Below are 24,165 nucleotides of genomic sequence, written 5' to 3' on the forward strand. Positions count from 1 at the left end.
GGGCGGTGCCGCATCGGGGCGCCGCGCGGTGTGTCCCGGCTCGGGTGCGGCGGAACGCCGGGAGCGACGGCCGGTGCGCTCGTTGTCGACCTTCTCGACGAGATCCTGCACCGTGAGCGGTGCGGCGCCGGGGTCGTCGGTCGCCTCGGTATGGCGGGAGCGCCGAGACGACCGGGAGCCGTCTCGTTCGGTGTTCTCCGCCGTGGGATAGCGCTCCCACGGGGCGCGACCTCCGGGCCGTGGCAAATGCCCGTGCCGATCGTCACCCACCAACGAACCTCGCTTTTCGTCTTCGTCGCCGCCTCGGGCCTGACTCGACCGGCATGACCGATTCCGCAATGATAACGATTCCGCCACGGCGAGCCACACGAGTCTGAAATCGAATAGGCCACAGTGTCCTTTTGGATACCCAGTTCGCGGGCGCGATGCCTGGTTATCGACCACCGGCGAGTCGCGCTCGCCCTCCGGCATTCTCGGCTGCGCCGCGCATTTCGAGCCTCCACTGTGCAGGCCTCGGTAGCAGTGCTGCGGGCTGCGGTCGCGCCGACCGCTCGGCACCGGCAGCCGCTGCCGTGCGCGCCCTCAGCCGCCGCTGTGCATCACGTCGGCGCCGTGCGGGACGGCGGGGTCCTCCGGGTCGTCGAGCCAGCCGTGCGGTAGCGCGACCTTGCCGGGGGAGCCCTGTCTGCCGCGCGGGCCCTCGGCGTCTCTGGGGAACGGGGCCGTCGGATCGAGCTGCCCGACAAGGTCTTCCAACTCGGTGAGGTGCGATACCGTCGCGAACGCTCTGCGCAGCTCGGCGCCGACCGGGAAGCCCATCAGATACCAGGCCATGTGCTTGCGTAGGTCGCGCATGGCCTTGTCTTCGCCGAGAAGTTCGGCGAGCAGCGCGCCGTGCCGGTACAGCACCTCGCCGACGCGGCCGAGATCCGGCGCCTCGGGCAGCGGTTGGCCGCGCAGCGCCGCTTGGATTTCGGCGAACAGCCAGGGGCGGCCGAGGCAGCCGCGGCCGACAACGACTCCGTCACAGCCGGTTTCGTCCATCATCCGCACCGCGTCGGCGGCGGAGAAGATATCGCCGTTGCCGAGCACCGGGATCGTGGTGACCGCTTCCTTCAGCCGCGCGATGGCCGTCCAGTCGGCCTGGCCCGAGTAGCGCTGCGCCGCGGTCCTTGCGTGCAGCGCAACCGCTTGCGCGCCTTCGGCTTCCGCGATGCGGCCTGCGTCGAGGTAGGTCAGGTGCTCGTCATCGATGCCGATGCGGAACTTCACCGTCACCGGCACGCCCGCCGGTTCGGCCGCGCGCACCATGGCGCGCACGATCTGGCGGAACAGCTCGCGCTTGTAGGGCAGCGCGGCACCGCCGCCGAGCCGGGTGACCTTCGGTACCGGGCAGCCGAAGTTCATGTCGATGTGATCGGCCATGCCCTCGCCGACGATGATCCGCACGGCCTCGCCGAGCGTGGCCGGGTCTACGCCGTAGAGCTGCATCGATCGCGGCGACTCGTCCGCGTCGAACGACATCATGTCCAGCGTTTTCTCGTTGCGCTCGACCACCGCCCGCGCGGTGATCATCTCGCAGACATAGATCGAGGTCGGGCTGCCGAATTCGCGGCACAGCTTGCGGAACGCCAGGTTCGTGATGCCCGCCATCGGCGCGAGCACCACCGCAGGATCGACCGGATACGGCCCGATCCGCAAGCTGGTCGTCGCCTCGGAAGTCATCGTCACGCCGTCCAGTGTCTCATTTCCGCACGTAAGGAGCCTGCCGGGGTCGCTGCTCCGGCAGCTCGCCTCGGTGTCCATCCGTTGAGCCATGCGGGCGGGTCTGCCCCTTCGCACGACGCGCCGATGACACGCCACGGCGGAATATCCGGGCAGCGGGCCTGGGTTCGGCTTCGTATGAAGATCGGTATCAGCACGTTCCTGACCGACGAGGGGATCAGCGGACCGCGGCTCGGCCTCGCGTTGGAAGATCGCGGGTTCGAATCACTCTTCCTCGCTGAGCATTCCCACATTCCGGCTAGCAGACAGACCCCGTATCCGGACGGCGGTGAGCTGCCGAGGCCGTACTTCCGCACGCTGGATCCGTTCGTCGCACTCAGTGCCGTCGCGGCGGTGACTCAGCGGCTGATCCTGGGGACCGGGGTCACCTTGCTCATCCAGCGTGACCTGATCCACACGGCCAAGGAGGTCGCCACTCTCGACCTGATCTCCAACGGGCGCGTCGTCTTCGGGGTCGGCGCAGGCTGGAACCGCGAGGAGATGGCCAATCACGGCACCGACCCACGCACCCGCGGCGCACTGCTGGACGAACAGCTCGAGGCCATCCTGGCGATCTGGACCAACGATCTGGCCGAATACCACGGCCGCTTCATCGATTTCGATCCGATATACGCCTGGCCGAAGCCGGTGCAGCGGCCGCATCCGCCGATCTTCGTCGGCGGCGGGGAGGCTGCGGCCAAGCGAGCGATCCGGCACGGTTTCGGCTGGATACCCGGCGGGGTGTCCGATCCGGCGGAGGTGCCTGCGCAGCTCGCGCTGCTCGACGGACACGATCTGCCTGTCTCCGTCGGCATCGCGCCCGACCCTGCCCTCATCGACGCCTACGCCGAGGCGGGGGTGGAACGCGTGACGTTCTTCCTGCCGACTCGCCCGGAAGCGGAATCGCTCACCGCGCTCGACGAATTCGCGAAGGTGGCCGATCAGTACCTCGGATAGCAGGCGCGGGCCGGTCGCGGCTCATCCGTCGACCGGCCCACACCGAGGCTGAGTGAGCATACGGAATCCGGCACCCCCGCAGCCGGATTCACCCGACCGAGGCTCAGCCGAGTTCGGGAAGCCGGTCGGCCAGGTCGGCCAGTTCCCACGGACCGGCCGTCTCGATGGTCTGTGCGGCGGTCCAGCCGTTGAGCACCGAGATCGCGCCGCCCTGCACCGCGAACACCTTGCCGGTGATCGGGCACTTCTCCTGCGCGAGGTAGCCGACGATGGGCGAAATGTTTTCCGGGGCAAAGGCATCGAACTCGCCATCGGGCACCTCCTCGGCGAACATCGCGCCCATGCCAGGGGTCGCCAGGGTGAGCCGGGTCCTGGCGACCGGAGCAATCGCGTTGGCGCGCACGCCGTATCGCTCGAGCTCGAGCGCGGCCACTTGAGTCATCGCCGCGATCCCCGCCTTTGCCGCGCCGTAGTTCGCCTGGCCGGGGTTGGGCATGAACGTGCCGGACGCGGAGGCGGTGTTGATCACCGAGGCGGCGACCTGTTTGCCTGCCTTCGACTGGTCCTTCCAGTACGCGGCAGCGTGGTGCAGCACTGCGAAATGGCCCTTGAGGTGTACCGCGATCACCGAATCCCATTGCGCCTCATCCATGGTGGCGATGAACGCGTCCCGCAGGATGCCTGCGTTGTTGACCAGGACGTCCAGCCCGCCGAAGGTGCTGATCGCCCGCTCGACCAGGCCTTGCGCGCCGGCCCATTCGGCGATGTTCGCGGTGTCAGCGACCGCGCGCCCGCCCGCGGCGATGATCTCCTCGACCACCTGCTGTGCGGGCCCGGCGTCGGCGCCGCTGCCCTCGTTGTCGCCGCCGAGGTCGTTGACCACGACGGCGGCGCCTTCGGCGGCCAGCAGCAGCGCGTGTGCCCTGCCGATGCCGCGGCCTGCGCCGGTGATGATGGCGACGCGTCCGTCCAGCGAACCCATGTCGTTCCTTTCGAAGAGGGGAGCGGTCAGGCGAGCAGACCGGCGAGGTTGGTGAGGGAGGCGTCGAGTTCCTTGGTGGCGGCGCGCTCGACCGCGGCGCCGATGGCGCCGACCATCATCTGGCTGACGAACTCGGCGTCGATGGTGACCAGTGCGCCTGCCGCGCCGGCCGGCGCGACGGTGAGCGTGAAGCTGATCTGCGCCCCGGCCATTCCGGTGCCGGAGAACTTCGTCGAGTTCGGGGCGTCGTACTCCTCGACGGTGAAGGTGATGGTGTTGGCCATCCCCATGATGGTGAGCACCTCGGTCATGGTGGCGCCGGTGGACAGCTGCGCAGGCGGCTGCTCTTTCCACTTGGTGTGCACGGTCAGCCACTCCTCGAAGCGGCTCGGGTCGGACAGCACCGCCCACACCTTCTCCTGTGCGACCGGAAACTCCTTGGAAACCTTGGCCTGTGCCATAGCGGTTCTCCTTTTCTTCAGCGTTGGGCAGGCCGGTAGGCGGTGACGAATGCCGCGCCGCCGAGGCCGATGTTGTGGGCGAGTGCGACTTTCGCGCCGTCGACCTGACGAGCCTCGGCTGCACCGCGCAATTGCCAGGTGAGTTCGGCACATTGGGCGAGGCCGGTGGCGCCGAGAGGGTGGCCCTTGGAGATCAGACCGCCGGACGGATTGACCACCCAGCGGCCGCCGTAGGTGGTGTCCTCGGCATCGACGAGCTTGTGGCCATCGCCCTCGCCGCACAGGCCGAGCGCCTCGTAGGTGAGCAGCTCGTTGGGCGAGAAGCAGTCGTGCAGTTCGATGACATCGAGGTCGTCGGGTCCGATCTCGGCCTGCTCGTACACCTTTCGGGCCGCGGCGGCGGTCATGTCGACGCCGACCAGCGAGCGCGCGGTCTTCGTGGCGAAGGTGGATTCGAGGTCGCTCACCATCGCCTGGCCGACGATCTCGACCGCCCGGTCGGCGAGGTCGTGCTCGTCGACGAAGCGTTCGCTGGCCAGCACCGCGGCGCCGGACCCGTCCGAGGTCGGTGAGCACTGCAGCCGGGTCAGGCCGAGCGGCTCGTACACCATTTTCGCGGCGTTGATCTCGTCGAGCGTGTACACGTCGCGGAACTGCGCGTACGGATTGTTCGCCGAATGCCGGTGGTTCTTCTCGGCGATCTTGGCGAAATGCGCAGGGGTGGAGCCGTACTGCTCCGTGTGCTCGAGGCCCGCCGCGCCGAACATCCACGGCGCCACCGGCATCGCGAAGTCCCGCAACTGGGCCAGCGCCTCGATGTGGCGCAGCAGCGGCTGTTCCCGATCGTTGTAACCGGCTTGCAGCGAACCGGATTGCATCTTCTCGAAGCCGAGGGCCATGGCGCAGTCGGCAAGGCCGCCGCGAATCGCCCTGGCGGCCAAGTACAGCGCCGAGGTTCCGGTGGAGCAGTTGTTGTTGACATTGACCACCGGCAGCCCGGTCAGCCCGAGCTCGTAGATGGCGCGTTGCCCGCTGGTCGAATCGCCGTAGACGTAGCCGACATACGCTTCCTGGACCTGGTCGTAGCGGATGCCCGCGTCGGCAAGCGCGTTGCCGCCGGACTCCCGCGCCATCGCCGGATAGTCCCAGTCCGCGCGGCGGCCGGGCTTCTCGAACTTCGTCATGCCGACACCGATGACGAAAACCCTGTTGCTCATATCGATTCCTTGTCCACTGGTTGTTCGAACTCCGCGAGCCCGTCCTTGATGACGAATTTGTCGCTGTCGGACCAGGTTTCGAAGAGATAGCGGTCGCGCCCGTCGTGGCTGCTGGTTGCCCACACCGCGGTGGTGACGGTCTGTCCGGGAAAGGCGGGTGAACTCAACCGCACCGCAAGCCGTTTGAGCCTGGCCGGGTCGTCCGGGCTGACGCGGGTGATCAGCCCGTGCGACAGCATCGCGATGGTGCACAGGCCGTGGATGATGATGCCGGGCAAGCCCATCGCCTTGGCGAAATCGTCGTCGAGGTGAATCGGCATCGGATCGCCCGCCGCGTCGGCGTAGCGAAAGGTCTGGTCCGCGTCGAAGGTGTGCGCCATGGTGAAGTCCGGTTCGCGTGCCCGCAGCTGCTCATCGAATCCGTGCGCCGGACTCGGCTCGCCACGCCTGCCGTCGAAGACACCGCCGCGGAAGAAGCCCACGAAGAACTGTTCGTTGACGAGGTCGCCCGCGTCCCGGCTGTGCGTCTCGATGTGCGCGGTGACCACCACGCCCGAGGATTTGCCCTCGATGCCGATCGGCCTTGCCCGCACCTCGAGCGTCTCACCCGGCTGGATCGGCCGATGGAAACGGAAGTCGTGCTCGCCGTGCAGGATCCGCAACATCAGGTCGTCGGGCACCACCGACATCGCGGCGTCGGCCATCGGCACCATGATCGGCACGACCGCGAAAACCGGTGGCGCATAGACACCGTCGGTGTGCTGCCGGATCGGATCGTTGGTCGCCGCCGCATACGCGATCGTGCGTGCCCGATCCGCCGTGAACATCTCCTGCCCGCCCCAGACGCCCAACCGTTCGGGGCGGAAGTCGGATCCGTCGCTCACTGGTATCACACCTGTCCTCCCTGGTCGGCGTCGTTGCCTACCGCATCAACGCTAGGAATCGGCGGGCGCGGCCGGGATGACCGCGCTGCGCTCGTTCCGTGACCGCCGCGCTCACCTCATCCGGCCTGGTAGGTTCGCCTCGACCAGTGACGCAGGAGGTCGGGGTGGCGGCAAGGACGGTGCCGATCGACTTCGTGCGCTCCGCCGTCGCCACCGCCCAGCGCCAGGGCGTCGACATCGAGCAGCTGTTGCACAGCGTCGGCGTCGCACCGGAGCTGCTCGGGCAGGATCGGGCGCGGGTGACCGTCGACCAGATGGCCGCCACCGTGCGGGAGCTGTGGCGGATCAGCGACGACGAGCTGTTCGGCCTCGGTCCGGCCCCTGTCCCGCGCGGTTCGATCCGGCTGGTCGGCTTCGGCCTCGTCGCCTGCCCCGATCTCGGCGCGGCGATCCGACGCTTCGGCGAATATCAGCGCCTACTACCCGGCTTGCCGCCGACGGCGGTCACCAGTACTGGCGGACGCACCAGGGCCACCCTCGACACCAGTGTGTTCGTGGCGGGAGAGGAACTGCTCACCGTCTTCCTGCTCGCCGCGATGCACCGGATCGTGTCCTGGGGCATCGGTCGCCGAGTTGCCTTGCACCAGGTGGAATTTCCGTATCAGCGACCGCGCAATATCGACGACTACGACCTGGTGTTCGCTGCCCCGCTGGTCTTCGACGCGGCCACCGCGGCCATCACGTTCGACACCGAACTCCTCGCCGCGCCGCTGACGCGCACCGAAGACGACCTGATCGAGTGGACGCGCAACGCACCGGTCGACGTACTGTCCCGGCGCGACTACGGAACGTCGCTCGCCGAACAGGTGCGCAAGATCCTCGCGCGCGGACTCGGCGGCGACCGAGGAGCGGCCGGGACAGGTGAGCGCTGGCCGACCGCGGACGAGGTCGCCAAGCGACTGGCCATGAGCCCACAGACGGTGCGCCGCAAGCTCGGTGAAGAAGGCACCTCGATCACCCAGATCCGCGAGGACATCCTGCGTGACGCGGCGGTGGCCAGCCTGGTGCGCGGCGACGAGACGGTCGAGGCGCTCTCGGCCCGGCTCGGCTTCTCCGAACCGAGCGCCTTCCGGCGTGCGTTCCGCCGCTGGACCGGTAGCCCGCCCGGCTCCTATCGCCGGGTCGTCCCGGACAGCTGACCCCTACAGGTCGCGAACGCGGCGGTGGTACTTCTCCCTGATCTCGGGATCGGGCTGCGCGTATGCCGTTGTCGCCCCGGTCTTTCGCGCGACGAACAGCTGGGCACGGTAGGGCAGGAACTGCGCGGACTTGATGATCGCGGACAGTCGGCGCGGCACCGTCACCAACGGCTTGTCCTGTACCACGGTCCGCACGATCGCCTGTGCGACATCCTCGGGATCGACGGTGGTCATCGGCTCGATCCAGCTCGGCATGTTCGCACCGGCGGACAGCTCGGTGCGCACGATGCCTGGCAGCACCGCCGAGACCCGGATGCCGTGTTCCTTCAACTCCAGATGCAGCGCCGAGGTGAAACCGATCACCGCGTGCTTGGTCGCGCAGTAGGTGGCCAGCCCCGGAAAGCCTTGGGTGCCTGCGAGGGACGCGATGTTGATGAGGTGCCCGTTGCGCTGATCCGCCCCTGCTGCCTTGGCGCGCGCCAGGAAGCGTTTGGTGGCCAGCCGCGAACCGGTGATCACCGCACGCAGGTTGATGTCGACGATCCGGTCGGTCATCGCCTCGTCCTCGTCGGCGAACAGCCCGGTCGGCATGATGCCCGCGTTGTTCACGAGCACATCCAGTGGGCCGAGCTCCTTTTCGAGGGCGTCGAGGAACGCGGCGAACGACGCGCGGTCGGTGACGTTCAGCGGAAGTCCGATGATCTTCGCGTCCGGGTCGGCGCCGAGCTCGGCCGCGGTCTTGGCGACTAGCTCCACATCGATGTCGCCGATCGCGACCGCGGCGCCGGCGCCGAGGAACGCCTCAGCGGTGGCCTTGCCGATGCCGCGGGCGCCGCCCGTGATCGCGACGACCTGTCCGGTGAGCGCGGGGCCGTCCTTCGGTGCACTGGTCATGTTCTCGGCCTTCCTGTTTCGGCGTCGATCGAGTGCTGCCGGTCGGCCTCGATCGGGTGCGGCCGGTCGGGATCGGTCATCCGCAGCCGAACAGAGCCGCCGGCCTGGTGCGCCGCACTGCTCCAGTGTCGACGCAACAGGCCTGCGCGTCGGCGGATTCGCCCATCACGATGTGGTGGAGTCGGATCACAGTCCGCGCGCGATGATCTCCTTCATGATCTCGTTGGTGCCGCCGTAGATTTTCTGGATCCGCGAGTCGGTGAAGATCCGCGCGATCGGATACTCGGCCATGTAGCCGTAGCCGCCGAACAGCTGTAAACACCGGTCCGCCAGGATGTTCTGCTGATCGGACAGCCACAGCTTGGCCTTGGCCGCGGTGGGGATGTCCAGGTCACCCGCGACGTGCTTCTCGATGCAGTCGTCGAGGAAGCTCCAGCCGACGGTCACCGCCGTATCGCATTCGGCGAGGGTGAATTTGGTGTTCTGGAACGCGAAAAGCGGCTTGCCGAAGGCGGTTCGCTCCTTGGTGTAGTCCAGCGTCAGCTCGACTGTCTTCTCCATCGTCGCCATCGCGGTCACCGCGATGATCAGCCGCTCCTGTGCCAGCTGCTGCATCAGCTGGATGAAGCCCATGTTCTCGGCCTCGCCGAGCAGGTTCGCGCGCGGCACCCGCACCTCGTCGAAGAACAGCTCGCAGGTGTCCTGCCCGTGCTGGCCGATCTTGTGCAGATTGCGCCCGCGCCGGAATCCGGCGCGGCTGGTCTCCACTCCGATCAGCGAGAGCCCGCCCGCGCCGCCCTGCTCGTTCGTCTTGGCGACCACCAGCACCAGATCGGCGAGGTAGCCGTTGGAGATGAACGTCTTGGCGCCGTTGACCACATACTCGTCGCCATGCACGGTCGCGGTGGTGCGGATCGCCTGCAGATCCGAGCCGGTGCCCGGCTCGGTCATCGCGATCGCCGCGACGATCTCGCCCGACGCCAGCTTGGGCAGCCAGCTCTTCTTCTGCTCGTCGGTGCCGTAATTCGCGATGTAGTGCGCGATGATCGTGCTGTGCACGGGTCCGCCGAAGCTGGGGGCCAGCGCGCGCACCTGCTCGATGGTGATCACCGCGTCGTGCCGGAAGTCCCCGCCGCCTCCGCCGTACTCCTCCGGGATGCTCGGGCACAGCAGGCCGAGCTCACCCGCCCGTAACCAGACCTCGCGGTCGATGTGCTGCTGCTGACCCCAGCGCTCCTCGTGCGGAGCGCACTCCTTGCTGAAGAAATCGCGCGACAGCTCGGCCAGCGCGTCCATCTCCGCATCCATCCACCGTGAGCGGTGCTTCGCCATGTTCGCCCATCCCTTTCGCATCCGACGCCGTCGTCGTGCCCTCACCGTAGGAACCGGCAGGTCGTGCGGGAAGGACCGAGCCGCCCGAATCCCATGACCGCAGCGCTCTCGCCTAGCCTGAGGCCACCCACCAGCATCGGAGAGGACGAATGGCCGAACGGATCGAAGAGACGGAATCGGGGAGCGACGACAAGACGACCGGCACCGCGCCGGAGCCGGGGGGCAGCACGGAATCGACATCCCGGAAAGCGGACGCCGAGCCGAAGGCCGCACGTCCGGGAACGGTGTCGATCCGGGTATCCACAGTGATTCAAGCCGTGGCGATCGGTGTACTCGCCGTGGCGGTCTGCGTGCTCGCCGGGTTTCTCTGGTCGGCGCGCAGCGATATCGCCGACCGAAATGCGCGGGCCGAGGACGATCGGAAGGCCGAGCAGATATCCACCGATTACGCGGTCGGTGCTGCCACCCTGAACTACCAGGACATCAATGGGTGGGTGGGCAGGCTCAGGTCGAATACCACCCCGCAGTTGGCGAACAAGTACGACGCGGTGGGTTCCAAGCTCGAACAGATTCTGGTTCCGCTGAAGTGGACCTCGACCGCGACGCCGATCAGCGCCAAGGTCGTTTCCGCACAGGGCAACGTCTACAAGGTGAATGTGTTCGTCAATGTGAGCAGTACGACCGCGCAGAATCCGGAAGGCACCCAGACCGTCGCGACGTACAACGTCACGATGGACAAGAGCGCCGACTGGAAGATCACCGATGTCGGCGGGATCGACGGCGCACTTCCGTTGAAGTAACCGTCCGTCGAACTGCGGCGGACTTTGCCGCGGTGTGCACTGAAAGAAATGTTCGACGCAATAAACCTTCGAACCCGAAATAGCTGGACTCGGGGTTAGCCGAAGATAAACGCGCCGCCACCCGGAATCCGGGTGGCGGCGCGTCGGGGTATGGGGCGAGCTCAGCTCGCGGTGCTGCCTGCCATCTGGCGTTCGGCCTTGGCGGCCTCGCGGGCGAGCATCCGGTCGCGCTGCTCCTCGAACTTGAGCACGTCCTTGCCGAGCTTGTCGATGTACGCGGCGAGCCGCTCGCGGCAGGCCTCACCGCGCGCGGTGAAGTCGTTGCGCTCGAAGACGTTCCACTTCTTCAGCACCGGCTGCACCACTTCCTCGAGGTGCTGGCGCAGGTCGTAGATGCCGTGCTTGGCCATCAGGACGCCGTTGCGGCGGAAGTTCGGCATGCCTGCGCCGGGCATCTGGAAGTTCTCCAGGATCAGCGTGACGGCCTCGATCGCCTGGTCGGGGGCCAGATCTAGGGCCGCGCCACACACGTTGCGATAGAAGATCATGTGCAAGTTCTCGTCGGCGGCGACCCGCTGCAACATGCGGTCGGCGATCGGGTCGTCGCACACCTTGCCGGTGTTGCGGTGGCTGACCCGGGTGGCCAGCTCCTGGAAGGTCACGTACGCGACGGAGTGCAGGATGCCCGCGTCGGCCTCGGTCGGGGACGCGAAGCCGTTGGTCATGTGGATCATCCTGGCCTCTTCGAGAGCGACCGGGTCGACGGCGCGGGTGACCAGCAGGTAGTCGCGCATCACGATGCCGTGCCGGTTCTCCTCGGCGGTCCAGCGACCGACCCAGGTGCCCCACGCGCCGTCCTGCGAAAAGTTTTCGGCAATCTCACGGTGATACGAGGGCAGGTTGTCTTCGGTCAGGAGATTGGTGACCATTGCCGCTTTCGCGACCTCGTTCAGGCGGGACTGTTCCGGATCCCAGTCGATACCCCCGAGTGCGGCGAAATTGCGGCCTTCGTCCCACGGGACATAGTCGTGCGGATGCCATTCCTTTGCCAGGGAGAGGTGCCGGTTGACGTTTTCTTCGGCAACCGGCTCCAACTCCGTCAGAAGCTCGAGTTGAGTCAGATCCCTTGCCATGTAATGAACCCTTCAGTCTGTGCGTCCGGTCGAGCAGGTCATCCCCCCACGGTAGACCGTTGCCGTGCGGCCATACCTTACGGCACCGTAGGTGTGATACGAAACGCATCCGAATGACCTTGGCGCCCCGTGATGCACGTCATACGCCCTCGTTGGCGTTCGGCGACCACCTTCGAGTGTATGGCTTCGGCCCGCAGCGAGTGGTCTATCGCTGCGGGCCGAAGAGTGTTAGCACGACGTGCTTGATCGCACAGCACGGGCGCGTCGCGAAGGCGCGAGGCCATATCGGGCGTTTGCGGGCCGCGTCGGCGCGAGCCCGCACACCCGGGGTCGAAATGGCAGCTGGCCGGTCGTCAGCGCTTTCCGCCGAACAGGCCGCCGAGCACGTTCCCCAGCGCGCCACCGGCGTTCTTGGCCAGCGCTTCGCCGATGGCTCCGCCGATGCCGCCGCTCTTGCCGCTGCCGTTGAGCAGTCCGCCGAGCACGTCGCCGATGCCACCGCCACCGGATTGCGGCTGTGTCGGTGTCGCGTTGCCGCCACCGCCGGTCATCTGCTTGGCCAGGTAGGCGAGCACGATCGGGGCGAGGATGGGCATCAGCTTGGCGATCAGATCGTTGCCGCCGGTGCCTTCGGTCGCGCCGAGCGCGCTGATCACGGTGTTCTTCTCGGTGCCGAAGACGTTCTCGACGATCTTCGAGCCGTCCTTGACGTCGACCTTGTCGATGTCGACCTGGCCTTCGCCTTCGACGAGGTCACCGTGGTTGTCCAAGGCGCCGACGAGGCCTGCGGCGCCCTCCGGCTTGGTTGCGTTGGCCTGCAACCCGCCGAGCAGGGTCGGCAGTGCGGCCTGGACCGCGGTCGTCGCGGTTTTCTCGTCGACGCCGAGCTTCGTGGCGATCTGGGCGATCGGTACTTGGGAGAGCAAATCATCGAAGGAAGTCATCAGCTCCGCCTTGTCGAGGGGATGACCCGGGATTGCCCGTGTCGCGCTCGACGTCGCCTCGCTGGCGCTCGGCTCCGTCGCGCGCGGCGCACTGTGTCTTCAGTTCGCGCACAGTAGGGAATGCCCGGATGGAGTGTGGTGTTTCGATCCCGCGCGCCGGGGCGCGTTGTCAGTATGGACCTCGAGGACGGGCTGGCATATAGGTGCCTTGTGCACGCGGCGAGTCCACCGCGAAAACGGGAGCCGCACGCTGCGGAAACAGGTTCGGGCGCCCGGGAAACCGGGCGCCCGACGCTGTGCCCCCAGTAGGGCTCGAACCTACGACCTGCGGATTAAAAGTCCGTAGCTCTACCAACTGAGCTATAGGGGCGCGGTGGGTCAGTGTAGTGGGCATCGTGCCGTTGACCCAATTCGGGCAGCACGGTGCGTCGCGGTTCGCTGCGCCCACGGCTCGCGGATGTCGGCGGAGAGTGGCAACCTGACGCCGAGACTTGTTGTGGCACCGAGTAACGCGCGATGCGGGCGGCAGGATCTCACCGGTAAACATTTGGTACCCAACTTTGTTCATCGCGACGAGATTTAGCTACCATCCAATCATGTTGGGTGACAATGTCTTTGGATTTGCGGGGGATCAGTGGCCTGAGCTCGGGGTCGGTGAGCGGGTGGGCTGCGGGCGATGACCGGTCTGCCGGGTGGGCGGTCGACTCGGATGAACATCGCTGGGACGCTGTCGAATTGGGGGAACGAGCGTGCGCCGCACTTCGGTTGCGGAATGTTTGCTGTAACACTAAACCGCAGTAGTTGGTTACCTGACTCGTCGGTTTGCCGCGTGTCGGATGGGGTTTCCGGGTACGGTGACGACTTGATGAATTCCGGAAGAATCACCGACTCGTCCAGTGATTCGGAATTCGGCTTATCGCTGATGTGCCCGAACGTGTCGCGACCGGTCCGGCCGATCGTGGCTTCCCTGGAGACAACGCCGCAGGAGGCAGATCCGAGACGAAGAAATACCCGGGTGCGCACCCCCTGCGGCGCACCCGGGCAGGAAAACTATACCAGCTGGTGTGTTTCAGGTTTTTCGCAAGTTTTCGTACCGAAAGTTTGAAACTGGGCGAAAACCCCGGTTTGAAGTATTGATAAAACTCATAACTTCGCGCCAAGGGCCCGTTCCTTTGGGGGTGGCTGTTTGGCGGCGAGTAGGCTTCGGAGGCGTTTCGAGCATGGCACGGCAGCAAGAGCGGGCCCGCCGGACACGTGCGGCGATTATCAGGTCCGCCGCCGTTGAGTTCGGGAAGAGCGGCTATGCCGCTGCATCGCTCAACCGCATATTGGAAGGGTCGCGTGCCACCAAGGGCGCCATGTACTTCCATTTCGATTCCAAGGAAGATCTCGCGCGCGCCGTACTGGAGACGGCGGTCGAACGCTATCGCGCATCGGCCGAGCGTTGGCTCGCACGAACAGATCTCGGACCACTAGACGTCATGCACGGCATGATCGACGAGATGGCATTGCGGCTCGAACACGACATCATCGTGCAGGCCGAATACCGGTTGATCATCGAACCCGACTTCTATCGGGACGTGCAAACCGGCGGCGGACGAATACTCGGGCGCGCCACCCGCGCGCTCACCGTCCGCGCAATCGACCAAGGCCAGTTGCGCCCCGACGCGGACGCAGACCGGTTCACCAGGACGCTCACCGCAGCCCTGGCAGGCCAGCGCTACATGGTCGACGCACACGGATCCGGCATCGACCTGCGCGCCCGATTCGAGGAAGCACTCGAAGTCGTCATCGAATCCATGGCCACCCCGGAATGGGCCGAGAAGTTCCGCAGCGACGGCTGGCGCACCCACGCGCGGCTCGAAGAGCTCAGTTTGGGCCTTTGACCAGCCGGTTTGGGAATCGAGTCCGGTCTGTCATAAGCTAACCGGGCTCCCAACGGACAGCCGTTGAAGCCGGTTCCGGAGAAATCCGGAGACGAGCCCCCTTCGTCTAGCGGCCTAGGACGCCGCCCTTTCAAGGCGGTAGCGCGGGTTCGAATCCCGTAGGGGGTACGGTCTTCGGACCGTTGGAAGCACAGCAAGGCCCTGTGGCGCAGTTGGTTAGCGCGCCGCCCTGTCACGGCGGAGGTCGCGGGTTCGAGTCCCGTCAGGGTCGCAAGTGAGCGCCGGAGCAATCCGGCGTTTCGCGTATGGCATTCAACTCGGGTGCCTGCGGCCAGGTAGCTCAGTTGGTACGAGCGTCCGCCTGAAAAGCGGAAGGTCGCCGGTTCGATCCCGGCCCTGGCCACAAATCTCGTAGGCGTGTCCTGCCCGCGGAGGGCGCGGGCCGGGCTCGATTTGCTCGTTTCTTGTGGGGGTGCAACCCCCACACCCCGCTCGGCGGGGCTTCGCCCCTAGGTGTTGTTGCGTTCTTGGGTTGCGGACCGCCAATGTCGATGCCGCGCAGATCTTGGTGTCCTGCTTGGGATGTGAAGTCCCCACGTCGTGTCCGGCGGGTTTCGCCCTCAGACCCCTCCCTCGTGCGTACCTCCGCGCCCACTCGGACCCCGTCCTGGTGTCGCGTTTCGCGATGCGGACCATCGATGTCTGCGACGCGCAGATCTTGGTGCTTCCCTTGGGATATCAGGTCCGCACGCTCTGTCCGGGGGGTTTCGCCCTGGGGCCACTCCCTCCGCGCCCGCTCGGGCCCCCGACCGAGGTTGCGTTTGGGGTGCGGACCGTCGATGTCTGCGCCGCGCGGAACTTGTGTTCCGCTTGGGATGTCAGGTCTGCACGCCTGGTTCGGGAGTCCTCGGTGGTCATTCCTTGTGCTGGTGGGCGCCAGCGCTTGTCTTGCTGGAACGTGACGCAGGATTGGCTGATGGGGCGAAGACGGTATGTGGCGCGCGGTGTTCCTGGCGGCTACCGGATTTGGGACAACAAGGCTCGGCGCTGGTGGGGGGATCTGTATGAGTTGTGCCCGGATGATCTGGTGGCGGAGTTGAATGGTGGGCGGGACAGTGCGGCGCTCACTGCGCTGATGAAGCGGTATCGGGCAGAGAAGCGGTAGAGGGTGATGCGCGCCGGGGCGCGGTGTGCCGTGGGCTACTGGTCGAGGGGCAGCCTGAAGTCGACGGTGTTCCACCGTTGCGGGCGCATGAGGATCGCTACGTTGCTGGGCGCGGACTTCGCTGTTGCGTTCACGTAGTCGGTGGCGCGGGCCGGGCCCATGTAGCGGACGGCCATGTCGTAGCCCTCCTGCTTCGAGGCCGGCCTGATCTCGGTCACCGGACCCTCCACTGAGACGTACCGGTAGTCGTCGATGACGGCCACCTGGACGCACAATGCGAATCGGCCTGCCGCCTCGATGAGTTGGACCTTGCGCAGACCGGCGGGCGTGATCACCTTGACGAGTCCGCCCGGCCGGTACTCGTACCAGATCGGGGCGGTCAGTGGCGCGCGTTCCGGTTCGGCCGTGACGCTGAGGATTCCGACATACGGCTCGGCGAGGAAGGCCTCGCGTTCCGCACGAGTCATCGGACGCATAACCCCAGCCTAGCCAGATCCGATCTCGAGCTTCCGGCGAAGCCAAATCATCTGAAGCCCGAAACACGGAAGTGGTGGGGCGACACCGAGATCCCACCCACCAGGCCAGTCTCCCGAAATGTCCACAGCGGGAGTGTTGGTCCTGGAGACCGTCACTGTTGCTGGCGGAACCCGCTGCGGGACTGCTCATCTCAGGGCAGGGAATCGGCTGGTTCTTGGACTTGGCGGCGGGGGGACCAGCCGGGGCCGCCGGGTTGGGATCCGCGGAGGGTGATGGTGGGGTGGCGGGGGAGTTCGAGGTACATGCGGATGTCGTCGTAGCGGTCGTTGCCGATTTCGATGACGTTGGGGAGGCGGCCCCATTCGCGGAAGCCGAGTTGTTCGTACAGTTCGATCGCGCCGTGGTTGTTGCCTCGGACTCCGAGGGTGAGGGTTTCCAGTCCGGTGTTGCGTGCGTTGTCGATCAGGGCGGTGACGATCTGGCGGCCTAGGCCGAGTCCTCGGGCGGAGGGGTGGGCCATGACTCGTTCGACGGTGGCCGAATGCGCGAATACGGCGCCGGGCATGCGCCGCCACAGCCCCATTGCGGCAATGTGGTTGTCCGCCATGGCGACAGCGAGGGCGGCGTCTCCTGCGCGGACTGCGGCGAGAACCCCGTCCAGCCATGCGTCGGTGTCGGCCCGGGTCGGTGGGGACAGGAAGCCGATGGCGCCACCGAGTTCGGTCACATCGTGCAACAGCCGGTGCGTGCCGGCTTGTAGTCGAAGGTCGGCACTCGTCGGCCAGGTCAGGTCGATCTCGCTGGGCACAGCGGGGTTCCATCCTCATCAGTCGAACAACTAGAGCTCCGGACGGAGACGCTAGCGTCCGCCACCGACAAGCCCGCGCCTTGTATGCCTTGACGGTTATATAACTGAAATGGAATTATAGGGCGGGTGACCGCGGTGGACGTTTTTCAGGTGTTGGCCGAGCCGAGCAGGCTGGCCATCTTGGAGGTGCTGCGGGAGGGGGAGCAGTCGGTAGGGGCGCTGGTGGCGGAGTTGCCGCTGAGTCAGCCCGCGGTGTCCAAGCATCTGCGCGTGCTCAAGGACGCGGGACTGGTCGAGGTCCGGGTCGACGCGCAGCGGCGGCTGTACCGGATTCGGCCGGAACCGCTTGTGGAGCTGGACGATTGGCTCGCGCCCTATCGGCGGCTGTGGAACACGCATCTCGATCTGCTGGAAGAGCATCTCGAACGGAGGAGACGGACATGAGCGAGGCACAACTTCGAACCGACGGAGCCCGGCCCGCGGTGCGGCTGGAGCGGGAGCTGCCGGATCCGCCAGCGGTGGTGTGGCGGGCGATCACCGATCGTGACGAACTGCGGGCGTGGTTCCCGTGCGATGTGGATGTGGCGGGCGGCGTCTGGGCGGTCGGCGCGACGATCACCTTCCGGTTCGAGGGGGAAGCGGACGGGATGTCGCTGACCGGTGAGGTATTTACCGTCGACGAGCCGAAGCTGTTGGAATTCAGTTGGGGCGACGAGCGACTGCGTTTCGAGCTGGCCGCGCGCGGCGGCGGCACGCATCTCGTGCTGATCAACGAGCTGGCCCCGGACACCGCGGCGCGCAATGCGGCGGGCTGGGAGATCTGCCTCGACCATCTCGCGGGGCTGGCGCCGTCCGACGACGCGTGGAAGCCGCTCTTCGAGTCCTACTCTGCCGCTTTCGAACCCCTCGTCGGACCCCAGTCCGGCCCGCCGAAGGCCTGAAGGGCGGCGGTCGAGTCCCACTCGCGGTGACGCCGGTTCCGGTGGCAGGGCAAGTGGGGACTGTATGCAGCGTGGCGCGATTCCTAGCGTTGATAACTGCCGACTTGTCCGAGGCTCCTACCGTTGGCAGCTGCGGACTTGTCCGAGGCGATCACTGGCAGGAGTTGTTGATGAGATTTTCCGAGGAGCTGGCGGACTGGACCGACTGGTATGTCGCCGAATTCTTGCTCGGCCGCGCTTTGGGAATCTTCCCGGAATCGGCACAGTTCCAGGACGTCGAGGAAGTCGTTCTCCTGCCAAGTCCCGTCGGCAACGCCCTGCGCGGCGCCCTGCAACACCTGACCGGCGCAGGCATCCTCGAAAACCACGACGAATCAGACCAGTACCGCTGGTCTCCCCGACGCACGCGGTGACGAGTGGCACATGGCTGCGGCAAAGTGCGAGTAGCCCCCTCCATGGTGTGCCACTCGTGGTCGGTGATCTTGGAAATTCCCGTGTGGGGGACGGCGATGGTGGAATGCTGGGGGCATGGCTGAGCGCTGGTATTACTGCTTGAAGCACAAGCGGGCCGAGAATGGGCGGCAGTGCTGGTTCCGGGATCGGATGGGCCCGTATCCGGATCAGGCGACCGCCGAGCGCGCGTTGGAGATCGTCAAGGCGCGCAACGCGCAGGCCGATGCCGGGGAGGATTGACCAGGTCGGCAGGGGTTCTGCTGCGCGGCAAGTGATCTCGTAACGCCGCGGCAGGCATCGGCAGGAAACGGCACGCCAAAGGTGATCTTGTGGCGGCCGTCGGCATGTCCGGATCACAGCGACCAGGTATATCCACTCAGGCCCTCTTCAGTTCGATCAAGTACGGTTTTCTCCGAATCAGACGAATGCTCGGTGGCCCTGTCGTTGGCTGCCAGCTGGACCAGGATCAGCAGGGAGGGCGACCCTTGAGGGTTACCGTTGTTGTGCCGACCTACAACGAGCGGGACAATCTGCCGGTTGCGGTGGAGCGGCTGACGGCGCTGCCGGTGCCCGACCTGCACGTCCTCGTTGTCGACGACAATTCGCCGGACGGCACGGGCGAGGTGGCCGACAAGCTGGCCGCGGAGCTGCCGAACGTGGTCGGCGTGCTGCATCGCACCGAGAAGGACGGCCTCGGCCGCGCCTACATCGCCGGGATCACCAGGGCGCTGGACGAGGGCGCCGACGTGATTCTGCAGATGGACGCCGACCTGTCGCATCCGGCCGAGGTGATTCCGTCGATGCTGGAGAAGCTGGCGACCACCGATGCCGGTGTCGTGCTCGGGTCGCGGTACGTGCCCGGCGGCTCCACCGCCGCCGAGTGGAAGTGGTACCGCAAGGCGCTCTCCGCCTGGGCCAACTTCTACGTGAACCTGATCCTGCGCCTGAAGGTGAAGGACGCGACCGCCGGGTTCAAGGCGTGGAAGGCGGACACGCTGCGTGCCATCGACGTCGGCTCGATCCGCAGCAACGGGTACTCGTTCCAGGTCGAGATGAACTATCGGACGGTCAAGAAGGGCATCGAGATCGCCGAGGTGCCGATCCGGTTCGAGGAGCGCACCCTCGGCGCCTCCAAGATGAGCCTGAAGGTGCAGCTGGAATCGGCGCTGATGCCGTGGAAGCTGCTTTTCGGTCGCTCGGTCTAGATCTGCATCAGGGCCCCGCATCCGCAAAGGATGTGGGGCCCTGTGCTGTTCGCGGGCGTTCAGTTGGCGGCCAGCCCGCGCCGCAGCGCTTCCAAACCGACGACGAGGACCGGCGCCAGCACGATGTGCATGACCGACAGCGCGACGGTGGTCGCCGTGTCGAAGGCGGCGGCGAGCGTGAGGCCGATGGTCGCGACGGCGAGCACGCTGCCGACGATCTGGGCCACCCGCAGCACGCCGACCCAGACGTAGGAGATCAGCGCCGCCAGGGTCATGCCGACGAGCAGCGGGACCGCGGACGAGAAGACGACCCCGCCGCCGCCGACGTAGGTGGTGACCCCCTTGTCGACGACCTCGAAGGAGCCGCCCGCCGCCTCGCCGAGCAGCCAGACGATCAGGTTGACGACGACAGCGACGATGACGCTGCCGACGATGGCGATCGGCCGGTTGACGCCGGGGATCCGCAGGGACTGTGTGGTGGTTTGCGCGATGCTCATGATCTTTTTCCCTCATCCGAAGCTATGTGGCTTGGTACTGAGGACAATCGTGATACCTAAACAATTGTTGAGGTCAAATCGTGCATAGTGTGAGCTGGATCACGTAGCGCGCCGATGCGCGCGCTCAGTCCGCGTCGGGTTTCGGCCAGTCCAGCAACGTGTCGACGAACAGCTGGCGGACCGCGGCCACCTTGTCGTCCATATCGTTGGGATCCCAGTCCCGCACGTCGATAGGGTCGAGGATCGCGACATCCACGGTGCCCCGCCGCGCGACCATCTCGTTGCGCCAAGAGATTTCACCCGCATTGCGGATGACGATCGGGATGATCGGCACGCCTGCCTGGATGGCGATATGAAAGGCGCCCTTCTTGAACGGGCCGACATCCGGTGTGTAGGAACGGGTTCCCTCGGGCGCGACGGCGATCGACAACCCACCGCGCAGTGTCTCGACGACCGGCACCAGTGCGGCTTTGGCCTTGGCGGTGCTCGACCGATCGATGAAGGTCACGCCGACGAAGCGCATCAGTGGGCCGAAGATCGGATTGCTGGTCAGCTCCTTCTTGCCGATGCCGGTGACGCCGCCGCCGAGCACCTCGGGAACGATGACGATGTCGAACTGGCTCTGATGGTTGAACAGGAAGACCGCGGGCCGGGGTGCGCGCGCGTTGGCGGCGCCGGTCACCCGCAGCTGGACGCCGGTGATGCTGAGGGTGTTGCTCGCGGCGTGCGCCATCAGCGCGTCGGCCATCTGCTGTCGGTCCTTGGTCGGCGACTTCGCCGCGACGCCGTAGAACGCGCCGCCGAGCAGGCCAGCGAATCCCGCTGCGGTGCGGCCGTAGTCGGTCAGGCGCGGGGCCTGGCGTGGACGGAAGTGCAGCGTCGGCCAGCCCTGCTCGCCCGCTGTGGCGGTGAGCGACGGATCCGGGTTCACCGCAACCGGGTGCCCGACCAGCGACAGCAGTGGTAGATCGGCGCTGCCGTCGGCATATGCGTAGCTGCGGGCGAGATCCACGCCGTTGTCCGCGGCGAACTCACGCACTGCCTCGGCCTTGCCGTTGCGCCACAGCGTCTTTCCGTCGGCATACCCGGTGAGGATGGCCTCCTGGGTCGCCATCGGCGTGTACAGCACGTGCTCGACACCGAGCGCGGCCGCGGCGGGCGCCACCTGGAAGCGGGTCGCCGAGCTGGCCAGCACGACCGTGTGCCCGGCCGCCTGGTGGACCCGGATCAGTTGCCACGCTTCGGGATACAGGTGGCCGTAGACGGTGCGCTTGAACAGCCGCGCACCGAGTTCGTCCAGCTCCGCCTCCGGCTTGCCCGCCAGCGCCTCGGCCAGCTGGCGCAGGAACCGGCCGTATTCGCCGTCGGTGGTGGCGTTGCGGATGCCGCCGAGCAGCACGTCTTCGGCGCCGCGACGGCCGAACAGCCGCAGCAGCCGCTTTCGTGGGAATCCGTCGATGACCGTGCCGCCGAAGTCGAAGATCGCGGCGATCTCGGGACCCTGCGGACCGGACCGGATGGCGGTGATCGCGGTTGCCAGCCCGGCGTTGGGCACCGTCATCTCAGCTCCTGCTTTCCTGCGGATACCCGCAGTGGGTCGGCGCCGAGGCGCGCGGTACCTCCGGACAGCCCGGCAGGCAACTCCCTCACCGGTTCTCCCGATTGGACGGGTCGAGCGCGGCCGCCTGCGAGATCCTGGCCCCGATGGTGCGCAGCCGTTCGGCGAATTCCACTCTGCGCTCGGTCAAGTCGGCCCTGCGCTTGGCCGAATCATCGGACACCGGTTCGAGCAGCCCGTAGTTGCCCGCGAGTTTCAGTGCGGAGGTGAACAATTCGGTGGAGACCGATTCCGGACTGTGCAGCCGCTGCTGCAGCATCATCTGCTTGCCCACCGACACACACTCGGCGATGAACTGCTTGCGATCGAGCTCGACCTCGGGGTCGCGCGCGGCCAGCCGCTCGGCCACCACCAGCTGCGCGTCGAAGAACGACCGGAGTACGCGGTGCGCCATCATGAACCCGGAGTCGGTCAGCACGGCCATGACGTCCGAACCGAGGGTGTTCTCCCGCGTGTGACTGTGCCACTCCGGATCCAAGAGCAGCATCTCGGCGGTCATCTGCTCGGCGAACTCGGCCCGCTCGGGGAAGAAGAACTCGAACTTCAGCAGATCGCGCAGCCGGAACGCCTCGTCCCAGCCGGTGCTCAGCTGGTCGGCGCCGTCGCTGTCCAGCGCGGCCAGGATGGACAATTCGAGGATGGCGCGGTTGACGAACCAGTGCACCGCGCTGTTGCGATAGAACGCCGCCTCCAGGTGCGCGCCCGCCTCGATCGAATACACCGGCTCCAGCCCGCCGCGGTAGACGGTGACCACCTTGGCCAGCGAGAGTTGTTCCAGCACAACGGCAAGGCCCTGATCGTCGCGCAACGCCGTGAGCTCGCCGCGGGGCAGATCGCGCTTCTCGATGTAGCCGAGCACCGGCGCGAGCACGGTGCGCACCTCGCCGAGCGTGAGCGCGCGCTCGTGCACGCCGAGCAGTGCGAGGGTGACCAGCGCGTTGACCGTGATCGGGGTGACCGCGTTGATGCCGACGGCGATCTCGAACGCCAAGCGCTGCACGGCCTTCCGTTCCAGCTCGGCGACCTCGGGCTTTTCCGGCTCGCCGTGCCCGGTCTCGGTGAGCCCGGTCGGCGCAGGCTCGGTGCGATGCAGCGGGATGGTCAGCGGTGGCGTGGTGAGCGGATCGCCGTGCGCCGCAAGCCGATCGCGCGCCGACAGCGGCGCGCCGAACCGGACGTACACGTGCCCGGCCGAATGCTGTTGGCTGCGTACGTAACGGGCCAGCCAGGCGAGGCCCTCCGGCCGCTTCTTGCCGCCGACCTGTTCGGTGGCGATGGCGCCGAGCTCGTTGAGCCGTTCGTAGGTGATCGACACCGGAACCAGCATCACGTCCTCGACCCGGTCCGCACGCACCGCTGCCGCAAGGTAGTTGAGCAGTCCGTAGCGCGGCGGCCGCAGCTTGCCGGTGCGGGTGCGGCCGCCCTCGAAGTACCACTCCATGTTGAAGCGCTTGGCGAGCAGATAGGCGAAGTACTCCTCGACCACCGCCTTGTACACCTCGTCGTCGCCGAAGCTGCGCCGGATGAAGACGGTGCCGGTGCGGCGGGCGATCGGCCCCATCGGCCAGAAGCTCAGGTTGGCGCCGCCGATCACGTGGTTCGGCGGGAAATCGTTGCGCGCCAGCACATCACCGAGCACGAACGCGTCGACATAGGAGCGGTGCGATGGCAGGAACACCAGTGGGTAGCGACGGTTGAGATCACGCAGCGCGGCCAGCCCCGAGTCGTCGGAGTCCACCTTCCATGTCGAGGCGTGGATCGGCCGCATCGCCTGGGTGAACAGGTCGGAGACCAATCTGCTTTGGGCGGCGACGAGTTCGTTCAACGCCTTCTCGGCGCGGTGGTACACCTCGTGCGGGCTCGCGCCGATCTGGTCGGCGATGAGCTCGAGCCTGCGCTCGAAGGCGGGCGAGTCGAGGATCTCCTCGGCGACCAGCCGCGGCACCTTGTAGCGGTCGCCGATGATGGTGCGTTCGGCGCGCTCCAGCGCGACCACAGCGGCGCGCACGATGGCGCGGGCGAACGGCTCCGTGGTGCCCTTGGCGACCAGCGCGGCCGCCTCCGGGTTGTTCGTGCGCAACTCGCTGAGCAACGCGGGTTGCCCGGTCAGCACCACATGCCGGTTCGGCTCCCCGACCAGTTTGCGCTGCGCGAGCCGGTTCGGCTTGCGCGGATTGGTCAACAGCGCCATGTCCGCGAACGTGATTCGCCGGACCCCGTCGCGTTCGGCAGGCAGCCACAGCACGCGCACGGGCACCACTAGCGGATCGTCGGTGCGGCCGACCAGCCGACCGGCCACGGCGCCCGCGTCCAGGTCGAGCTGGGTGATCGGCGCGGTGGTGCCGAACTCCGCGGCGATCCCGCCTTCAGCCAGCCAGCTGCCGATGACTTCGCGTTCCACCGCGGACGCCGCGTCGACCAGGGCCACCACCGACCCCGGTGCCGACACTCGCTGGATATGCGCGGTCGATCCGCCGTGGTGCTCGATCATTGCCGGTCCCTCCAAGTGACTATCCCCCTATTGAATCCCCCGGAGGCCGATCCGCGC

General features: G+C 66.8%; 24 protein-coding genes, 4 tRNA genes and 1 pseudogene. 13 read left to right on the plus strand and 16 right to left on the minus strand.

All coding sequences use genetic code 11. From position 1 onward, the window contains the following. Together NA11_RS13075 and dusB are read right to left on the minus strand one after the other, a co-directional pair. A pseudogene (locus NA11_RS13075) lies at nt 1-270 on the minus strand (LCP family protein); the annotation flags it as partial. 312 nt (nt 271-582) lie between these two features. Further along, nucleotides 583-1,725, minus strand: coding sequence for a tRNA dihydrouridine synthase DusB (dusB, locus tag NA11_RS13080; protein WP_069162134.1), 1,143 nt, complete (start codon nt 1,723-1,725; stop codon nt 583-585). Between the two features lie 177 nt (nt 1,726-1,902). On the opposite strand from dusB, the gene NA11_RS13085 reads away from it, so the two are divergent. Continuing rightward, entirely contained in the window at nt 1,903-2,721 is an 819-nt protein-coding gene (locus NA11_RS13085) for an LLM class F420-dependent oxidoreductase (RefSeq protein WP_069162135.1), read from the plus strand. Nucleotides 2,722-2,824: 103 nt separating this feature from the next. Here NA11_RS13085 and NA11_RS13090 read toward each other — a convergent pair whose 3' ends face one another. Genes NA11_RS13090 through NA11_RS13105 form a run of 4 tightly spaced genes read right to left on the minus strand, consistent with a single transcriptional unit; the run spans nt 2,825 to nt 6,265 of the window. Continuing rightward, entirely contained in the window at nt 2,825-3,703 is an 879-nt protein-coding gene (locus tag NA11_RS13090) for an SDR family oxidoreductase (protein ID WP_069162136.1), read from the minus strand. A gap of 26 nt (nt 3,704-3,729) precedes the next feature. Further along, complete coding sequence (locus NA11_RS13095; RefSeq protein WP_069162137.1) at nt 3,730-4,164, minus strand: type II toxin-antitoxin system Rv0910 family toxin; 435 nt, start codon at nt 4,162-4,164, stop codon at nt 3,730-3,732. Between the two features lie 17 nt (nt 4,165-4,181). Continuing rightward, a complete protein-coding gene (locus NA11_RS13100) occupies nt 4,182-5,381 on the minus strand; it encodes a lipid-transfer protein (RefSeq protein WP_069162138.1) in 1,200 nt (399 codons plus the stop codon). After that, entirely contained in the window at nt 5,378-6,265 is an 888-nt protein-coding gene (locus tag NA11_RS13105; RefSeq protein WP_245745854.1) for a MaoC/PaaZ C-terminal domain-containing protein, read from the minus strand. Before NA11_RS13105 ends, NA11_RS13100 begins: the two co-directional genes overlap by 4 nt. Nucleotides 6,266-6,411: 146 nt before the next feature. On the opposite strand from NA11_RS13105, the gene NA11_RS13110 reads away from it, so the two are divergent. Beyond that, on the plus strand, nt 6,412-7,464 hold the full coding sequence (locus tag NA11_RS13110; RefSeq protein ID WP_167837632.1) for an AraC family transcriptional regulator: 1,053 nt from the start codon (nt 6,412-6,414) through the stop codon (nt 7,462-7,464). Between the two features lie 3 nt (nt 7,465-7,467). Here the strand turns inward: NA11_RS13110 and NA11_RS13115 are convergent, their stop codons facing one another. Both NA11_RS13115 and NA11_RS13120 read right to left on the minus strand, forming a co-directional pair. Next, nucleotides 7,468-8,358, minus strand: a complete 891-nt coding sequence (locus NA11_RS13115) for an SDR family oxidoreductase (RefSeq protein ID WP_069162139.1) — start codon at nt 8,356-8,358, stop codon at nt 7,468-7,470. 186 nt (nt 8,359-8,544) lie between these two features. Beyond that, the gene (locus NA11_RS13120; protein ID WP_069162140.1) at nt 8,545-9,690 is read right to left on the minus strand and encodes an acyl-CoA dehydrogenase family protein; all 1,146 of its coding nucleotides are present in this window, start codon (nt 9,688-9,690) and stop codon (nt 8,545-8,547) included. Nucleotides 9,691-9,839: 149 nt separating this feature from the next. Here NA11_RS13120 and NA11_RS13125 point away from each other — a divergent pair, with 149 nt between their 5' ends. Continuing rightward, on the plus strand, nt 9,840-10,490 hold the full coding sequence (locus tag NA11_RS13125; RefSeq protein WP_245745855.1) for a hypothetical protein: 651 nt from the start codon (nt 9,840-9,842) through the stop codon (nt 10,488-10,490). Between the two features lie 161 nt (nt 10,491-10,651). Here NA11_RS13125 and NA11_RS13130 read toward each other — a convergent pair whose 3' ends face one another. From NA11_RS13130 to NA11_RS13140, 3 genes are all read right to left on the minus strand, one after another. Next, complete coding sequence (locus NA11_RS13130) at nt 10,652-11,623, minus strand: acyl-ACP desaturase (protein ID WP_069162141.1); 972 nt, start codon at nt 11,621-11,623, stop codon at nt 10,652-10,654. Between the two features lie 353 nt (nt 11,624-11,976). Then, nucleotides 11,977-12,567 (minus strand): DUF937 domain-containing protein, encoded by a 591-nt coding sequence (locus NA11_RS13135; protein WP_069162142.1) that lies wholly within the window; start codon nt 12,565-12,567, stop codon nt 11,977-11,979. A 297-nt stretch (nt 12,568-12,864) separates the two neighbouring features. Then, nucleotides 12,865-12,937 (minus strand) — tRNA-Lys (locus tag NA11_RS13140). Nucleotides 12,938-13,787: 850 nt separating this feature from the next. Here NA11_RS13140 and NA11_RS13145 point away from each other — a divergent pair. The 5 genes from NA11_RS13145 to NA11_RS13165 all read left to right on the plus strand — a co-directional run bounded on the left by NA11_RS13145 (nt 13,788) and on the right by NA11_RS13165 (nt 15,618). Then, the gene (locus NA11_RS13145; RefSeq protein ID WP_069162143.1) at nt 13,788-14,453 is read left to right on the plus strand and encodes a TetR family transcriptional regulator; all 666 of its coding nucleotides are present in this window, start codon (nt 13,788-13,790) and stop codon (nt 14,451-14,453) included. Between the two features lie 95 nt (nt 14,454-14,548). Further along, a tRNA-Glu gene (locus NA11_RS13150) sits at nt 14,549-14,621 on the plus strand. A 29-nt stretch (nt 14,622-14,650) separates the two neighbouring features. Beyond that, nucleotides 14,651-14,724, plus strand: a tRNA-Asp gene (locus NA11_RS13155). A gap of 58 nt (nt 14,725-14,782) precedes the next feature. Then, nucleotides 14,783-14,856 (plus strand) — tRNA-Phe (locus tag NA11_RS13160). Between the two features lie 573 nt (nt 14,857-15,429). After that, entirely contained in the window at nt 15,430-15,618 is a 189-nt protein-coding gene (locus NA11_RS13165) for a hypothetical protein (protein ID WP_069162257.1), read from the plus strand. A 35-nt stretch (nt 15,619-15,653) separates the two neighbouring features. On the opposite strand, the gene NA11_RS13170 is transcribed toward NA11_RS13165, so the two are convergent. Next, nucleotides 15,654-16,094, minus strand: coding sequence for a pyridoxamine 5'-phosphate oxidase family protein (locus tag NA11_RS13170; protein WP_069162144.1), 441 nt, complete (start codon nt 16,092-16,094; stop codon nt 15,654-15,656). 191 nt (nt 16,095-16,285) lie between these two features. After that, a complete protein-coding gene (locus tag NA11_RS13175; RefSeq protein WP_084654577.1) occupies nt 16,286-16,903 on the minus strand; it encodes a GNAT family N-acetyltransferase in 618 nt (205 codons plus the stop codon). Nucleotides 16,904-17,038: 135 nt separating this feature from the next. Between NA11_RS13175 and NA11_RS13180 the strand changes: the two genes are divergently transcribed. The 5 genes from NA11_RS13180 (at nt 17,039) to NA11_RS13195 (ending at nt 19,502) form a co-directional block, all read left to right on the plus strand. Continuing rightward, nucleotides 17,039-17,347: an ArsR/SmtB family transcription factor gene (locus NA11_RS13180; protein WP_069162259.1), complete on the plus strand. Its 309-nt coding sequence runs from the start codon at nt 17,039-17,041 to the stop codon at nt 17,345-17,347. Next, complete coding sequence (locus NA11_RS13185; RefSeq protein ID WP_069162145.1) at nt 17,344-17,844, plus strand: SRPBCC domain-containing protein; 501 nt, start codon at nt 17,344-17,346, stop codon at nt 17,842-17,844. The genes NA11_RS13180 and NA11_RS13185 overlap by 4 nt, the downstream gene beginning before the upstream one ends. A gap of 170 nt (nt 17,845-18,014) precedes the next feature. Next, a complete protein-coding gene (locus NA11_RS13190; RefSeq protein WP_069162146.1) occupies nt 18,015-18,257 on the plus strand; it encodes a hypothetical protein in 243 nt (80 codons plus the stop codon). A 115-nt stretch (nt 18,258-18,372) separates the two neighbouring features. Further along, nucleotides 18,373-18,537: a hypothetical protein gene (locus tag NA11_RS45600; protein WP_167837633.1), complete on the plus strand. Its 165-nt coding sequence runs from the start codon at nt 18,373-18,375 to the stop codon at nt 18,535-18,537. Between the two features lie 185 nt (nt 18,538-18,722). Continuing rightward, nucleotides 18,723-19,502: a polyprenol monophosphomannose synthase gene (locus NA11_RS13195; RefSeq protein WP_167837634.1), complete on the plus strand. Its 780-nt coding sequence runs from the start codon at nt 18,723-18,725 to the stop codon at nt 19,500-19,502. Between the two features lie 59 nt (nt 19,503-19,561). On the opposite strand, the gene NA11_RS13200 is transcribed toward NA11_RS13195, so the two are convergent. The 3 genes from NA11_RS13200 to NA11_RS13210 all read right to left on the minus strand — a co-directional run bounded on the left by NA11_RS13200 (nt 19,562) and on the right by NA11_RS13210 (nt 24,108). Beyond that, nucleotides 19,562-19,999 carry a DUF6069 family protein gene (locus NA11_RS13200; RefSeq protein ID WP_069162148.1) on the minus strand — a complete coding sequence of 146 codons (438 nt, stop codon included), beginning with the start codon at nt 19,997-19,999 and terminating at the stop codon, nt 19,562-19,564. 124 nt (nt 20,000-20,123) lie between these two features. After that, nucleotides 20,124-21,560, minus strand: coding sequence for an HAD-IB family hydrolase (locus NA11_RS13205; RefSeq protein WP_069162149.1), 1,437 nt, complete (start codon nt 21,558-21,560; stop codon nt 20,124-20,126). An 85-nt stretch (nt 21,561-21,645) separates the two neighbouring features. Further along, on the minus strand, nt 21,646-24,108 hold the full coding sequence (locus NA11_RS13210) for a glycerol-3-phosphate 1-O-acyltransferase (RefSeq protein ID WP_084654578.1): 2,463 nt from the start codon (nt 24,106-24,108) through the stop codon (nt 21,646-21,648). Nucleotides 24,109-24,165 lie beyond the last annotated feature (57 nt).

This window comes from Nocardia altamirensis NBRC 108246 (assembly GCF_001612685.1).
GTDB lineage: Bacteria > Actinomycetota > Actinomycetes > Mycobacteriales > Mycobacteriaceae > Nocardia > Nocardia altamirensis.

What these genes read in the sequence shown, in the direction of transcription:
- dusB (WP_069162134.1), bottom strand. Translation starts at nt 1,725, where the DNA reads ATGACTTCCGAGGCGACGACCAGCTTGCGGATCGGGCCGTATCCGGTC.
- NA11_RS13085 (WP_069162135.1), top strand. Translation starts at nt 1,903, where the DNA reads ATGAAGATCGGTATCAGCACGTTCCTGACCGACGAGGGGATCAGCGGA.
- NA11_RS13090 (WP_069162136.1), bottom strand. Translation starts at nt 3,703, where the DNA reads ATGGGTTCGCTGGACGGACGCGTCGCCATCATCACCGGCGCAGGCCGC.
- NA11_RS13095 (WP_069162137.1), bottom strand. Translation starts at nt 4,164, where the DNA reads ATGGCACAGGCCAAGGTTTCCAAGGAGTTTCCGGTCGCACAGGAGAAG.
- NA11_RS13100 (WP_069162138.1), bottom strand. Translation starts at nt 5,381, where the DNA reads ATGAGCAACAGGGTTTTCGTCATCGGTGTCGGCATGACGAAGTTCGAG.
- NA11_RS13115 (WP_069162139.1), bottom strand. Translation starts at nt 8,358, where the DNA reads ATGACCAGTGCACCGAAGGACGGCCCCGCGCTCACCGGACAGGTCGTC.
- NA11_RS13120 (WP_069162140.1), bottom strand. Translation starts at nt 9,690, where the DNA reads ATGGCGAAGCACCGCTCACGGTGGATGGATGCGGAGATGGACGCGCTG.
- NA11_RS13125 (WP_245745855.1), top strand. Translation starts at nt 9,840, where the DNA reads ATGGCCGAACGGATCGAAGAGACGGAATCGGGGAGCGACGACAAGACG.
- NA11_RS13130 (WP_069162141.1), bottom strand. Translation starts at nt 11,623, where the DNA reads ATGGCAAGGGATCTGACTCAACTCGAGCTTCTGACGGAGTTGGAGCCG.
- NA11_RS13135 (WP_069162142.1), bottom strand. Translation starts at nt 12,567, where the DNA reads ATGACTTCCTTCGATGATTTGCTCTCCCAAGTACCGATCGCCCAGATC.
- NA11_RS13145 (WP_069162143.1), top strand. Translation starts at nt 13,788, where the DNA reads ATGGCACGGCAGCAAGAGCGGGCCCGCCGGACACGTGCGGCGATTATC.
- NA11_RS13165 (WP_069162257.1), top strand. Translation starts at nt 15,430, where the DNA reads ATGGGGCGAAGACGGTATGTGGCGCGCGGTGTTCCTGGCGGCTACCGG.
- NA11_RS13170 (WP_069162144.1), bottom strand. Translation starts at nt 16,094, where the DNA reads ATGCGTCCGATGACTCGTGCGGAACGCGAGGCCTTCCTCGCCGAGCCG.
- NA11_RS13185 (WP_069162145.1), top strand. Translation starts at nt 17,344, where the DNA reads ATGAGCGAGGCACAACTTCGAACCGACGGAGCCCGGCCCGCGGTGCGG.
- NA11_RS13190 (WP_069162146.1), top strand. Translation starts at nt 18,015, where the DNA reads ATGAGATTTTCCGAGGAGCTGGCGGACTGGACCGACTGGTATGTCGCC.
- NA11_RS45600 (WP_167837633.1), top strand. Translation starts at nt 18,373, where the DNA reads ATGGCTGAGCGCTGGTATTACTGCTTGAAGCACAAGCGGGCCGAGAAT.
- NA11_RS13195 (WP_167837634.1), top strand. Translation starts at nt 18,723, where the DNA reads ATGCTCGGTGGCCCTGTCGTTGGCTGCCAGCTGGACCAGGATCAGCAG.
- NA11_RS13200 (WP_069162148.1), bottom strand. Translation starts at nt 19,999, where the DNA reads ATGAGCATCGCGCAAACCACCACACAGTCCCTGCGGATCCCCGGCGTC.
- NA11_RS13205 (WP_069162149.1), bottom strand. Translation starts at nt 21,560, where the DNA reads ATGACGGTGCCCAACGCCGGGCTGGCAACCGCGATCACCGCCATCCGG.
- NA11_RS13210 (WP_084654578.1), bottom strand. Translation starts at nt 24,108, where the DNA reads ATGATCGAGCACCACGGCGGATCGACCGCGCATATCCAGCGAGTGTCG.